We start from the raw sequence: 12,401 nt of genomic DNA on the forward strand, positions 1-12,401 counted from the left end.
ATATGGCGTCCCCTAGGGGATTCGAACCCCTGTTACCGCCGTGAAAGGGCGGTGTCCTAGGCCTCTAGACGAAGGGGACAAAATTTTTGCTAGTGTTGCATGCAACACTAAAATTTTGTCGGGGATAATTTTCACTGGTGAAATTACCGGCCTTATATTCTTCTTTCGAAAGCTACGCTTTCGAGATTTTTTGTAAGGCGAAATTCCGTTAACGGAATTGAGCGACCTTATCCTAAGAACTTGATAGTGACTAAGAAGCCACTATATTTTCGGTCAGAGAGATATTTACACAAATGTGTGTTCTCTCTAGCCTATTTCACAGTTAACCGACCGTGACGCGGAATATGGCGTCCCCTAGGGGATTCGAACCCCTGTTACCGCCGTGAAAGGGCGGTGTCCTAGGCCTCTAGACGAAGGGGACAAAATTTTTGCTAGTGTTGCAGTGCAACACTAAAATTTTGTCGGGGATAACTCCAAAACTATGAGTTACCAGCCTAAAATCTGGTGGAGCCAGGCGGGATCGAACCGCCGACCTCTTGCATGCCATGCAAGCGCTCTCCCAGCTGAGCTATGGCCCCTTATGCAATTTCACGTACTAGTTGTATGTGACCATTCCGTGACAGCGGGGCGCATTCTAGGCATCCGCCCCTTTTATGTCAACGGGTTTTTTTATGAATTCTCTCTGTTTGCTATAAAAGTAAGCGCTTTGTCGATTCTCTCGCCAACTTTGTCTTTTGGTATCAAATTTAACGTGATATCAAGTGAAGGAGAATTACCACCGCCAGTAACAGCAACACGTAACGGCATACCTACTTTACCCATGCCCACTTCAAGCTCTTCAGCGGTTGCATTGATCGCTGTTTGAATAGATTCTGGTGACCATTCATCGATTGAAAGTAACTTCTCTTTCACTAAAGCAAGTGCCTCTTTCGCTACTGGACGCAGGTGTTTTTTCGCCGCTTTCTCATCAAAATCAGAATAATCTTGATAGAAGTAGGAAGAAATTTCAGCAAGCTCTTTAAGTGTCTTCACACGGTCTGCTTGAACGCCAATAACATCAGTTAGTGCAGGTCCGTTAGAAACATCAACACCGAGTTGTACGAAATGCCAAATCGCGTGTTCAGCAACTTCTTCTGCAGGCATACTCTTAATATAGTGCTGATTTAGCCAGATTAGCTTTTCGGTGTTAAACGCAGAAGCAGACTGACCAATGGCGTCAAGACTAAACAGGTTAATCATTTCTTCCTGTGAGAAAATTTCCTGGTCACCATGAGACCACCCCAGTCTAACCAAGTAATTCATCACAGCCTGAGGCAAATAACCGTCGTCACGGTATTGCATTACGCTCACAGCACCATGGCGTTTAGACAGCTTCTTACCATCGTCGCCTAAAATCATTGATACATGAGCATATTCAGGCACTGGTGCGCCTAACGCTTCTAAAATATTAATCTGACGAGGTGTGTTGTTGATATGGTCTTCGCCACGAACCACATGAGTAATACCCATGTCCCAGTCGTCAACCACAACACAGAAGTTATAGGTAGGCGTTCCATCAGAGCGCTGAATAATAAGATCGTCCAACTCGGTATTACTAATCTCGATAGTACCGCGAACATGGTCTTTTATAACCACGTTACCGTCTAGCGGGTTTTTAAAACGAACAACAAAAGGCTGACCTTCAGGGTGGTCAGTACGGTCACGCCATGTACCCGGGTAACGTGGCTTCTCACCTCGCTCCTTTTGTCCTTCACGAATGGCATCTAATTCTTCTGCCGGCATGAAGCACTTGTAAGCTTTGCCTTCATCTAATAATTGCTGGATTAGTACCTTATATCGGTCAAAGCGGTCAGTTTGATAAATAGGGCCAGTGTCCCACGTTAATCCAAGCCATTGCATTCCGTCTAAGATGGCTTGTTTCGCTTCTTCAGTTGAACGTTCAATATCAGTATCTTCGATACGAAGAACAAACTCGCCCCCATTCTTTTTCGCCAATAGCCAAGAATAAAGTGCCGTTCTGGCACCGCCAACATGTAAGTAGCCTGTTGGGCTTGGAGCAAATCTGGTAACAACCGACATGATAACTCTCTCAAGGTTTTAAAATTAAAGTGCGCGCATTCTACCAGTCTCCGCTCCTCGGAAAAAGACGATAATAAAGACTTAAGTGCCGATTAAGTAAAAAGCATCCACAATATAAGTAGAACCCCCCTTGTTGCTGTGATTGCACTGTTAAATTTGCCCGCTAACCGAAAGAAAAATAGCCAAAACTTGGCAAAATGATTACTTTTCGGGCATACAGTCATTTTTCTTTCATTTTGGTGTTGACAGTCTCAGAAGCCACCCTATAATACCGCCCCACTTGCTCAGGCAAGTTAGTAAACAAGATGGACGCTTAGCTCAGTTGGGAGAGCATCGCCCTTACAAGGCGAGGGTCACTGGTTCAAGCCCAGTAGCGTCCACCATCTTTCTTAGAAATATTTCTCCGGTCAGTTGTCCAGTAATTTCGTTGTGAGCCGGCACTAAACCTATCTCCATTCACTAAAATATCACTCTAACTGAAATATTGCGTCACTAAGTTTTCTCCTCTTTTTTACGATTCTCTGCGGACTCCCTGACTGATTCCTCGAATAAAAATAGAGAATATTGAGACATCTTTTTACAATTTCTCACTTTTTATCAAAGTAGCAACTATCTACTATTGCACCGGATTACATTGACAAGGAAATGGAATGCAGGTTTTAAAAACGTCAGGAGTAGGACTGTTGATTTCAGCGAGTCTGTTAACGTGTACTGCAGTAAAAGCTAATAATGATAGAAGCGGACGATGGTTTGCTGATTTATCAGCAGGCACTAGCTTCTACACATACGATGAAAAAGACATTCGAAGTGAGTTGCCCGATACGTTTGTTGACGTGTTTAGTGACGGTGAATTTGATGACAACGACTCAGATATCGTAAATGCAAACTTTGGTGTGGGCTACTATGTCACTGACGATTTTGCAATTACGGCTAGATATACCAGTGGAATCGAGTACGGCTTTTTAAGTGGCTTATTCAATGACGAAAGTTATGACATTGATGTGGCAATATTGGAAATCGAAGCCACCTATAGTGCTTTTCCTGTTTCAGACAGTATTGATGCTTACGTAAGCGCAGGTTTGGCGTACTACAACGTAGACGCGGAAGTTAGAAGTACAGACCAATCTCAACAACTGGTTACTTTTAATAATAATGAAGTAAACGTGAAAGCGGGCGTAGGTTTACTGTGGCAGTTTTCGGATAACTGGGCCGTAAAAACTGGGTATGAACATTACAATTATCTGAAGTTAAGCAAATGGCATATCACTTGGCAGTACCAATTCTAAACTAGATACAAAGTATTCAGGTTGAACGCGCTTTATTTAATAAAATATCTAACGCATTAAACGATAACATCACACATTTCTTACGCGCGGGATGATCTTTTACCGCGCTAAGAGGCACAAGCACTTCGGGGATGAGTTTTTCATCCTCGAGCTTATTGTTTATCCACTGCCCCATTAGCTCGCTGATATTTGAGGCACTTTGAATATCCCTGCCATCAACCGCTACCGTCATCATTGACGCTGCCGCTAAACATACAGAACACCCTCGCCCTTTAAAGCCAATGGCACTGATGTGGGTACAATTATCCTCATCAGAAAACTTAATTCCTACTTGAACATCGTCACCACACTGAGGATTACTTCCTCGCGCAGTGTGCATATCATCAGGAAAATCCCCTTGATGCTTGTTTTGAGGCGTTTTGAAATGTTTTAGCAGTTCAGCTTTATACAAGGCTGTATTACTCATAATGCAAAGATCTCTGCGGCCTGTTTAAGCGAATCGATAAGCGCGTCAATATCGCTTTGATCGTTGTAAATACTAAAGCTTGCGCGTGCAGTCGCTCCATAACCTAGCGCCTCCATCAGCGGTTGCGCACAGTGATGTCCCGCACGAATGGCTACGCCATTATCAGCGCATACTTGTGCGATATCATGGGGGTGAACCGTGTCATGCACAAAGGTTACTATACCCGCTCGCCAGTTTTCCTCAGTACCAATAACGTTGTAACCAGACAAAGCGGAAATTTTTACGGCGCAATTGATGGCTAGCTGCGACACCTGTTCTTTTAGCTTTTGTCTATCTAACCCTTCAATAAATTCAACAGCAGATTTTAGCCCAATAGCTCCCACAAGGTTTGGAGACCCAGCCTCAAAACCTTGTACACCAGACACCCAAGATGAATCAGAATAGTTTTTTCCAACCCATTCTACCATTCCACCGCCAAGTAGCATTGGATGCATACGCTCGATGTATTCTGCACTCGCGTACAACACACCTATTCCTGTTGGACCAAACATTTTGTGCGCAGAAAAAGCTAAAAAGTCACAACCGATCTCTGATACATCAATGATTTCCGTGACAACTGCCTGCGCTGCATCAACCACGGTTGCTATGCCATGCGCTTTAGCACGTTTAATAATTAAGGCTATGTTGGAGTAACAACCAAGTACATTAGAAACTAGTGATAATGCTATACAGGCCACCTGCCCCGCATCTATCGCATCAAATGATGGAACAACAAGTTTACCTTCTGTATCGATTTCGAGGATTTTGAGTTTAGCCCCAGTTTGCTCGCAAACCCTCAGCCATGGAAGATAATTCGCATGATGCTCTGCCTGCCCTACCCAAATCTCCTGACCCGGTTTTACGAAGGGTTTAACGCCATACTCGGCGACCATATTTAATGAAGATGTAGCACCTGAGGTAAAAATAACCGTATCAGATGTTGCTCCTATAAATTGCGCGACTGTTTCCCGCGCTGTTTCGAAGTATGTTGTCGCTGATTCAGCAAGGGGGTATAACCCTCTGGCAACAGGACCATAATCGCTCGCATAAGCGCAGCTGATAGCATCAATGACACACTGAGGTTTGTGCGTTGTCGCAGCATTGTCGAGGTAATGAAATGGCAGATGTGCCGTTTCTAGGTTTGAGAAAATGGGGAATGCTTCTTTAACCCGCGTTGTTAAGGTCATCCAGAAATAACTTCCAAAGACGGTTTGTCTTGAGACGCGTCACCATTCTCCTCTTTTAGCATCTGATGACGTTGTAAACCTGTTCCTTTTCTTCGAAGCATCGTTATTTCGCTAATGATACTCAGAGCAATCTCCTCGGGCGTAATCGCGCCCAAATCAATGCCGCAAGGCGCCTTTACCCGTTCAATGTCTTCTTGACTAAAATTGTTCTCAGCGAGGTAATCCAATACCAATTTGGCGCGCTTTCTACTTGCGATGAGCGCAATATAATCTGCTTCACTTTTTAAAGCTTGTCCGATGGACTCGTGATCGCCCTTGTGTTGCGTTGCCACAACCACATAATCGTCTTTGTCTGGTGTAAGGGTTGAATAGTCGATGTCATCGGTAATAATTTGAGATGCGTTTGGAAACTTCTCCCAGGTTGCTCCCATATCGTTAATAATGACGTTCAGTCCCATTAGACTACCAATAGAACAGAGACATTCAGCAACTCTCCCGTGTCCCATGATCCAGAGTGTAGGCTCTGGTAATACAGGTTCAACGTACACGCGCATTCCTCCACCACAAGGCATTCCAGCACCAAGCATTTCGTCGTCTAAGTCAATATCTAGTAGTGCCGTTTTGCCGGTTTCAATACATTCCACCGCCTGCTCGCATGCCGTGCTTTCGGCACAACCACCACCTACCCAGCCTGCTAACACCTGCCCCTGCTTATTTATTATGGCCTTTGAAGAAGTTTTTGCTGATACAGAACCGTAGGTCTCTACCACAGTAGCTATTGCAAAAGGCTCACGACGCTTCTGCATTTGATCGGTTAATTCAAAGATGGTCTTCGACACAGGTGTTCCTTCTGACCGACTTGCATTTGTTTGACGATGCTTCTAAAAATTGAAGTCTACCGTATAGCGCTGAAAAAAATTATCAATAATTTTTCCATCACTTAACCATTTATTACCATCAGCAACGTATACAGCTTTATTAAGCAATATAGTAAGGGTTGAGATTTATAGACTTTCCCATTATGTTGCACCTCATTGAGAATAAGGAGTCCAACAATGAACGACCAACAAAAAACAGAAATCGAAGCTGCCGCGTTTCGCCGCCTTCTTAGCCACTTAGATAATAATAAAGATGTTCAAAATATCGATTTGATGATCCTTGCAGATTTTTGCCGTAACTGTTTGGCTAAATGGTACTCCGCTGAAGCGAAAGAACGGGGTATTGAAGTAGACTACGAGGCGGCAAGAGTAGCCGTTTACGGCATGCCTTACTCAGAATGGAAAGAAAATTACCAAGCCAAAGCAACACCAGAACAACTCGCCGCTTTTGAAGCAAAACAAGCGAGCAAAAAATAACCAAGCAGCCCAGTGAGTTAGCTGACTTTCGCGCTGGGCGGTCATTATTCTTCTAATATAGAGATTGACGCTTTATTAATCATGCTTTTTACTAAGAGATTGACTCACTAGATCGTGTTGGTCTTTACCGTTGTTTAGGCTAAAGCACTCACATGCTCCAACTTCCAAATGATAGCCCTGTTGGTTAGGAAATGGCATGAAATCGGACGTAGCGAAATCGTTAACGGTATTGGTTGCAGAGGATCAAACTCTCGCCAAAAGTCATCTTAGGTTCTCTCTTGAAGAACTTGGATTTCGTCAAATTAGTTATGTCGAGCGCGCATCTTACGCATACAATGAACTGTCTCAGAATCATTACGACATTGTGCTATGTGCGTACGATCTCGGAGAAGAGCAACGAGGTTATGGCCTCTTTGAGCAATTAAAGCGTCACCACCATATCCCACTAACTACCGCTTTTATCTTCACTAGCGCAGATACTGCTGCAGAGGTTGTTCATGCCATCGTTGAGCTACAACCTGATGAATTTATTGCTAAGCCATTCACAACCAAGGAACTGGATAAACGAATCAGCCGCGCCGTACAAAGAAAACGTGTGTTTAAATCCGTGTATGCCGCCATGGAAAGCGAAGATCATGACAACGCCATCACACAAGTTAACCGCCTGCTCGCGTCAAACTCTCACTCACAGTACGCGCCTTTAGCCCTAAAACTCAAAGGGGATTTGCTCCTCGCCAGTGAACGATTCGAAGACGCTTTACACTTTTTTGAAGCAACCATGAAAGTACAGGCATTCAGTTGGGCGCAACTGGGGTTAGTAAAGTGTTTACTGCAAAAAAATCAAGACGACGCTGCAGAGAAACTGTTACTCAACCTCGCCATGCAGCCAGACTGTATGTTGGCCGCGTACGATTTGTTGTCGAACTTACAAATAAAAAACGAAGCATATGATGACGCTTTAGAATGCGTTACCGTAGCAGGAAGCGTTTCACCACGAAACGTTGCACGACATAAAACCGCAATGGCACTTTCTAGGCTAACTCATGACTATGCGTGCCAATTCGATAGCGCCAAAAAAGTCGTTCGGTATGGTAAACACTCAATACACGACAAACCTGAGAGCTATTTGAATGTAGCTAGAGCAGGAATAGACTATGCAATGACATCTGACAGCGGAGAAACTGCCAGCTTAATTCGAGAGTCGACTGACTATCTTCGAGAGCTTAAAAAGCAACATCCGAGTGCTAGATTAACCGATGAAATTAATGTTATTAACGCGCGTATGCTCTACCTGAAAAATGAAACTGAACAAGCAAAAGTATTGTTAGAAAAACTCGACATGCGGCATGTTGCGAACCAACCAATCGATGCTCAGCTTGATACGGCAAAAGCATTACATGAAGTAGGCTTACGCAGCAATGCGCTCGCATTGCTGGCTCAAATCGAAGTTCAGTGTGAGGAAAATGGCTACAGCAACACCCTGTTATCACGCTACATCAAACAGGAAAAACCGAAAAACTGATATTGCGCTGAGTCCCAAAGCATTAAACAACCATGCCGTTAGCGCCTATCAGAGTGGTGAGTTAGATAGGTCTTACGAGTCTTTTCTACAGGCATTTCGGTTAATGCCGAAGAACCCGTCTATCGCACTGAACCTACTTCAATCAATAGCCAATTCAGAGAAAAAGAAGAAAGACATTGCCCCTGGTATTGTCGTTAAATGCATTACGACCTTGGAAAATGTCCGCTTAAACAAGGACCAACAGAAACGCTATAAGAGTGTTAAGCAACTCGGCTTAGAGGAACTCATGTAGGTAGCGAACTAATTTCGCTCAGTGCTATAAACTGCCACTTTGCCTTCGTATAGCGCATCTTTGTAATCCAAGTCGTGCAAGTATTCCATTCCAAGCTTTTTCATCACTCTACTAGACGCAGTATTTTCGGGGTCAGCAATGGCAGAAAAAGTTTCCGTTCCCAATTCTTGCAATGCTTGTTTTACTGCAGCGGCAGCTTCTGTGGCAAATCCATTTCCCCACGACTTTCTTTTAAAGCGCCATCCTAGCTCAAGATTATCGCACTGAGGGTCATTGGTGAAAAAACCCGAAGGGTCTTACGAGCACCCAACCGATATTTTCTCCACTAGACAATTCCTGTACTCGCCAAATCCCCCAACCAAATGCGAAATTAGCATACGCTTGAAGGCGAGGAAGCATAATATTGTCTATGTCTTCTCTGGATGTCTTCTTTCCACCGTTGATAAAGCGCATTACAGATTCGTCTTGGTCTATTTCCCACAAGAAATCTGCATCATCGTTTGTCACAAAGTGATAAGACAATCTGTCGCTGTCTTCTATGTGCATGGTCCGCTCCTTTGCCTACCATAGCTTTTTAAGCCCACCACCTTGACTGAGACTTTTAGCCTCCCAGCATTGCAAGATGTTTGGTTGCCCCAGTGTTTCCGTCGTGCAAATAATGAGTAGCATGTTTACTACCCAAGCACGAAACTAAGTGTTCCTTCAAACCTTCTACGTCACCTTCTTTTAGCCAGTGACGCACAGAAATTCCTTTTTCACTAAACAAGCACAAATGTAAGTTGCCGTTGGCCGCTATTCTTAATCGATTACATGAGGAGCAGAAGTCTTTGCTGTACGGCATTATCAAGCCGACCTTTCCTGCGTAATCGGGATGATAGAACTCTTGCGCTGGCCCAGCATCTTTGCGTCGTATCACAGGTTGCCAGCCTGCGTTGAGAAGTTGTTCTTTGATAGGCGTTGCACGATAGTGTTGTTGATTGAAAAAAGTAGTATTTTCACCCGTCTGCATAAGTTCAATAAACCGCAAGGTGACAGGCATGTGTTTTAGCCAATCGAGGAAACGGGAAAGACGACTGTCGGTAAAATCATTGAGAAGGACAGTATTTACCTTAACGTCTAATCCGGCTTCAATGGATTTATCCAGACCGAGAAGAATCTCTTTGAGTTTGTCTTGCCCAGTGATAGCAGCAAACTGGCGTGGATCTAGGCTATCAATGCTCACATTGATCTGGTCTAAACCTGCGTCCTTCCAATCATGTGCAAATTTCGCAAGTCGACCACCATGTGTTGTCATAGCAACACGCTCAATCCCTGGCGTGTTTGCCGTCAACGAGAGAATGTCGACGAAGTCTCTTCGGAGTGTGGGCTCTCCACCTGTAAGCCTAACTTTGCTCGTGCCGAGCTGAGAAAAGCCGGTAAGCAGTGTACGTATCTCTGCGGGTGTTAAAAACTGATCATCAGACGGACCTTTATAACCATCAGGCAAACAATATTGGCAGCGAAAATTACAAGCCTCTGTCAATGACAAACGCAAATAATGGAATTGACGCCCAAAAGTATCTGATAACACGCTTTTCCCTAAAGTTAGTACTACTCAATACCTTGAGTTTACGATGGCTTGCACAAGAAAGAAATGACTGTATACGCATAATTTAAGGAGAATTAATCTATATTTGTTTGAGCGATCTGTGGGTATATACCGTAAAATGAAGTAAATCATTCATCTAGCACATCCATGAGACGCAATCCCTACCCAGAAAGAGCCACCAAGGAAGTAAGGTGGCAAGTTATTCCTTTACTCATTCCCTACCTTACTGAATTTAAAGGCAGAGTCACTTTAGCACTGGCTTGCTTAGTGGCTGCCAAGCTCGCAAGTATTGGTTTACCTTATGTGCTTAAGTACACGGTAGATACTCTCAACACCGATGTAACTACCCTAGCGATAGCCGTCCCCATTAGTTTGATTATCGCCTATGGCGCATTACGTTTAATCAACGTGTTGCTGGGTGAAGTGAGAGATACCCTATTCGGTCGGGTAACCGAGCGCGCGATGCGTAGGTTGGGACTAACCGTCTTCAAACATTTGCACAACCTCGACCTCAGTTTTCACCTGAATCGACGCACTGGCGGTCTTGCAAGAGATATTGAACGAGGTACCAGTGGCATCAGCTTTTTGATGCGCTTTATGGTATTTAACATTGTCCCTACCCTACTCGAAATTCTACTGGTGGTTGGTTTACTCTACATCCAATTCGGTTGGTCATTTGCCGCTATCATACTGGCGAGCGTAGTTGCCTACGTGACTTTTTCAATGAAGGCTACTGACTGGCGAACCCGTTTTGTGATTCAAATGAACGAAGCCGACTCAACCACCAATTCAAGAGCCGTGGACAGTCTTCTCAATTTTGAAACGGTGAAGTACTTCAACAATGAAACCTTTGAAGCCAATCGATACGACAAAGACTTAGCCGGTTGGGAGAAGGCCCGCCGCAAAAACCGTTTGTCTTTGTTCGCATTAAATGGCGGACAAGCCAGCATCATTGCGATTGCAATGACATCTATGATGGCAAATGCAGCTTTTGGCGTCATGAATGGACGCATGACCATTGGCGATTTTGTGTTGATTAACGCCTTTACCATGCAGATATTTATGCCGCTGAATTTCTTGGGTTTTGTTTACCGAGAAATTCGCGGTTCACTGGCCAATATCGATAACTTGTTTGAACTGCTAGATGTTAGTCCGGTCATTCAGGATGCTCCTGATGCAACAAAACTCAAGGCCCCCAAACCTGCAGTCTCATTTACCGGAGTTAACTTCCATTACCAAGAGTCTCGCCCCATTCTTAACGATGTGTCTTTTGATGTAGCGGCTGGTTCAAAAGTGGCTATTGTTGGTGAAAGTGGTACCGGCAAGTCAACCATAATGAAACTCTTGTTCCGATTTTATGAGCCTACCGGCGGCACTGTGAGAATCGATGGCGTTGATATTAAAAACGTCACGCAAAATAGCTTGCGTGAGCATATTGGTATTGTTCCTCAAGATACTGTGTTGTTTAACACTTCGCTGAAAGAAAATGTATTGTATGGCAATCCAGATGCAGACGATGAGGCGGTTAATAAAGCGCTTTCTATTGCCCACTTAACACAATTCGTCGAAAGTCTGCCTGACGGATTAGAGACTCAAGTGGGTGAGCGAGGCCTAAAGCTGTCTGGTGGCGAAAAGCAACGAGTAGCAATAGCGAGAGCTATTCTCAAAGGCGCCCCAATTCTGATCTTCGACGAAGCAACATCGTCTTTAGACAGCGAATCAGAAAAGGCAATTTTGAGTGCACTTAGAGATGCAGCCAAAGGTCACACGAGTTTGGTCATTGCCCACCGACTCTCAACTATTACCGATGCAGATACGATTTTGGTCATGCACAAAGGGGCGATTGTTGAACGGGGTACACACAGTGAACTGCTTGCTTTGAACGGTCACTATGCAGCGCTTTGGCTTGCACAACAGCACAGCGAAGACTGATGAACCCTGAAAAAATTAAAGATGCGATAAACCAAGTCATGCCTTTTGGAAAATACAAAGGGCGCAGACTCTTTCATCTACCAGAGCCCTACCTCGTATGGTTTCACAAACAAGGGTTCCCTCAAGGCAAGTTAGGAGAGCAACTTGCCCTCATGTATGAAATAAAACTCAACGGCTTGGAGGCCCTTGTAGAACCCCTATTAGTTGAAGATTAGTTATGTATTCACGTACTCGAAGGCAGCAATATGCCATTCTCGACGACAACGCTTTAAAAATTCATCGCAGCGTTGCGACTAAAATTATTGAAGAGCCTGCACTTCTAACGCCAGTAATTGAGCGACTCGAAGAGCGCTATCAAAGCGGCATCATGCGTTATGGCAGCTACATAATGTGGCAAGTTATTCTGGAGGCCATTGACGACCCACAGCGTTTCGAAGCTTTGTTACTCTCAGATGATGAAAGAACAGTAAAGTTAAGACGACAAACGATTTTTACCGGTGTACTTACTGAAGAGGAAAGAGAACAGGCGCTAGCATCGTAATACGACGCTTAAGAGGTTAACGCAACGCCGCAGTGAGGGAAAGTGATAACCTTTTTACTGTACGCCGTGAACCCATCCCTGGGGGCTCGGCTTCGGCATCCATGCCTCAGACGC

The 12,401-nt window shown here is 44.4% G+C and carries 13 protein-coding genes, 4 tRNA genes and 1 pseudogene; 8 read left to right on the forward strand and 10 right to left on the reverse strand.

What is annotated here, in order from left to right; translation table 11 throughout:
* Positions 1 to 3 precede the first annotated feature (3 nt).
* The 4 genes from EYS00_RS03155 to gltX form a co-directional block, all read right to left on the reverse strand.
* Positions 4 to 79: transfer RNA gene (locus EYS00_RS03155), tRNA-Glu, on the reverse strand.
* A gap of 266 nt (positions 80 to 345) precedes the next feature.
* Positions 346 to 421 (reverse strand) — tRNA-Glu (locus EYS00_RS03160).
* 81 nt (positions 422 to 502) lie between these two features.
* Positions 503 to 578, reverse strand: a tRNA-Ala gene (locus EYS00_RS03165).
* 91 nt (positions 579 to 669) lie between these two features.
* Entirely contained in the window at positions 670 to 2,079 is a 1,410-nt protein-coding gene (gene gltX, locus EYS00_RS03170; RefSeq protein ID WP_130635131.1) for a glutamate--tRNA ligase, read from the reverse strand.
* Positions 2,080 to 2,386: 307 nt separating this feature from the next.
* Here gltX and EYS00_RS03175 point away from each other — a divergent pair.
* Together EYS00_RS03175 and EYS00_RS03180 are read left to right on the forward strand one after the other, a co-directional pair.
* A tRNA-Val gene (locus EYS00_RS03175) sits at positions 2,387 to 2,462 on the forward strand.
* 267 nt (positions 2,463 to 2,729) lie between these two features.
* Positions 2,730 to 3,365, forward strand: coding sequence for an outer membrane beta-barrel protein (locus tag EYS00_RS03180; RefSeq protein WP_130635132.1), 636 nt, complete (start codon positions 2,730 to 2,732; stop codon positions 3,363 to 3,365).
* A gap of 16 nt (positions 3,366 to 3,381) precedes the next feature.
* Here the strand turns inward: EYS00_RS03180 and sufU are convergent, their stop codons facing one another.
* From sufU to EYS00_RS03195, 3 genes are read right to left on the reverse strand one after another with little or no spacing between them, the layout of a single operon-like run.
* Positions 3,382 to 3,831, reverse strand: coding sequence for a Fe-S cluster assembly sulfur transfer protein SufU (gene sufU / locus EYS00_RS03185; RefSeq protein WP_130635133.1), 450 nt, complete (start codon positions 3,829 to 3,831; stop codon positions 3,382 to 3,384).
* On the reverse strand, positions 3,828 to 5,057 hold the full coding sequence (locus EYS00_RS03190; RefSeq protein ID WP_130635134.1) for an aminotransferase class V-fold PLP-dependent enzyme: 1,230 nt from the start codon (positions 5,055 to 5,057) through the stop codon (positions 3,828 to 3,830). Before EYS00_RS03190 ends, sufU begins: the two co-directional genes overlap by 4 nt.
* Entirely contained in the window at positions 5,054 to 5,896 is an 843-nt protein-coding gene (locus EYS00_RS03195) for an XdhC family protein (protein WP_130635135.1), read from the reverse strand. The genes EYS00_RS03190 and EYS00_RS03195 overlap by 4 nt, the downstream gene beginning before the upstream one ends.
* Positions 5,897 to 6,112: 216 nt before the next feature.
* Between EYS00_RS03195 and EYS00_RS03200 the strand changes: the two genes are divergently transcribed.
* The 3 genes from EYS00_RS03200 (at position 6,113) to EYS00_RS20785 (ending at position 8,226) form a co-directional block, all read left to right on the forward strand.
* Positions 6,113 to 6,412 carry a DUF1244 domain-containing protein gene (locus EYS00_RS03200; RefSeq protein WP_130635136.1) on the forward strand — a complete coding sequence of 100 codons (300 nt, stop codon included), beginning with the start codon at positions 6,113 to 6,115 and terminating at the stop codon, positions 6,410 to 6,412.
* Positions 6,413 to 6,608: 196 nt separating this feature from the next.
* Entirely contained in the window at positions 6,609 to 7,934 is a 1,326-nt protein-coding gene (locus EYS00_RS03205) for a response regulator (RefSeq protein WP_242618634.1), read from the forward strand.
* Entirely contained in the window at positions 7,876 to 8,226 is a 351-nt protein-coding gene (locus EYS00_RS20785; RefSeq protein WP_242618635.1) for a tetratricopeptide repeat protein, read from the forward strand. Before EYS00_RS03205 ends, EYS00_RS20785 begins: the two co-directional genes overlap by 59 nt.
* Positions 8,227 to 8,234: 8 nt before the next feature.
* Here EYS00_RS20785 and EYS00_RS20790 read toward each other — a convergent pair.
* The 3 genes and pseudogenes from EYS00_RS20790 to moaA all read right to left on the reverse strand — a co-directional run.
* Positions 8,235 to 8,438 (reverse strand): annotated as a pseudogene (locus EYS00_RS20790) (GNAT family N-acetyltransferase); the annotation flags it as partial.
* Positions 8,439 to 8,496: 58 nt separating this feature from the next.
* Positions 8,497 to 8,772, reverse strand: coding sequence for a GNAT family N-acetyltransferase (locus EYS00_RS20795; RefSeq protein ID WP_242618636.1), 276 nt, complete (start codon positions 8,770 to 8,772; stop codon positions 8,497 to 8,499).
* 55 nt (positions 8,773 to 8,827) lie between these two features.
* On the reverse strand, positions 8,828 to 9,796 hold the full coding sequence (gene moaA / locus EYS00_RS03215; RefSeq protein WP_130635137.1) for a GTP 3',8-cyclase MoaA: 969 nt from the start codon (positions 9,794 to 9,796) through the stop codon (positions 8,828 to 8,830).
* 165 nt (positions 9,797 to 9,961) lie between these two features.
* On the opposite strand from moaA, the gene EYS00_RS03220 reads away from it, so the two are divergent.
* Genes EYS00_RS03220 through EYS00_RS03230 form a run of 3 tightly spaced genes read left to right on the forward strand, consistent with a single transcriptional unit; the run spans position 9,962 to position 12,287 of the window.
* On the forward strand, positions 9,962 to 11,746 hold the full coding sequence (locus EYS00_RS03220; protein ID WP_130635138.1) for an ABC transporter ATP-binding protein/permease: 1,785 nt from the start codon (positions 9,962 to 9,964) through the stop codon (positions 11,744 to 11,746).
* Positions 11,746 to 11,961 (forward strand): DUF3820 family protein, encoded by a 216-nt coding sequence (locus EYS00_RS03225; RefSeq protein WP_130635139.1) that lies wholly within the window; start codon positions 11,746 to 11,748, stop codon positions 11,959 to 11,961. Before EYS00_RS03220 ends, EYS00_RS03225 begins: the two co-directional genes overlap by 1 nt.
* 2 nt (positions 11,962 to 11,963) lie before the next feature.
* Positions 11,964 to 12,287, forward strand: a complete 324-nt coding sequence (locus EYS00_RS03230) for a hypothetical protein (protein ID WP_130635140.1) — start codon at positions 11,964 to 11,966, stop codon at positions 12,285 to 12,287.
* Positions 12,288 to 12,401 lie beyond the last annotated feature (114 nt).

The organism is Alteromonas sp. KUL49 (assembly GCF_006538345.1).
Lineage (GTDB): Bacteria > Pseudomonadota > Gammaproteobacteria > Enterobacterales > Alteromonadaceae > Alteromonas.

Coding starts and splice junctions, on each gene's coding strand:
- gltX (WP_130635131.1), bottom strand. CDS start 2,079: ATGTCGGTTGTTACCAGATTTGCTCCAAGCCCAACAGGCTACTTACAT.
- EYS00_RS03180 (WP_130635132.1), top strand. CDS start 2,730: ATGCAGGTTTTAAAAACGTCAGGAGTAGGACTGTTGATTTCAGCGAGT.
- sufU (WP_130635133.1), bottom strand. CDS start 3,831: ATGAGTAATACAGCCTTGTATAAAGCTGAACTGCTAAAACATTTCAAA.
- EYS00_RS03190 (WP_130635134.1), bottom strand. CDS start 5,057: ATGACCTTAACAACGCGGGTTAAAGAAGCATTCCCCATTTTCTCAAAC.
- EYS00_RS03200 (WP_130635136.1), top strand. CDS start 6,113: ATGAACGACCAACAAAAAACAGAAATCGAAGCTGCCGCGTTTCGCCGC.
- EYS00_RS03205 (WP_242618634.1), top strand. CDS start 6,609: ATGAAATCGGACGTAGCGAAATCGTTAACGGTATTGGTTGCAGAGGAT.
- EYS00_RS20785 (WP_242618635.1), top strand. CDS start 7,876: ATGGCTACAGCAACACCCTGTTATCACGCTACATCAAACAGGAAAAAC.
- EYS00_RS20795 (WP_242618636.1), bottom strand. CDS start 8,772: ATGCACATAGAAGACAGCGACAGATTGTCTTATCACTTTGTGACAAAC.
- EYS00_RS03220 (WP_130635138.1), top strand. CDS start 9,962: ATGAGACGCAATCCCTACCCAGAAAGAGCCACCAAGGAAGTAAGGTGG.
- EYS00_RS03225 (WP_130635139.1), top strand. CDS start 11,746: ATGAACCCTGAAAAAATTAAAGATGCGATAAACCAAGTCATGCCTTTT.
- EYS00_RS03230 (WP_130635140.1), top strand. CDS start 11,964: ATGTATTCACGTACTCGAAGGCAGCAATATGCCATTCTCGACGACAAC.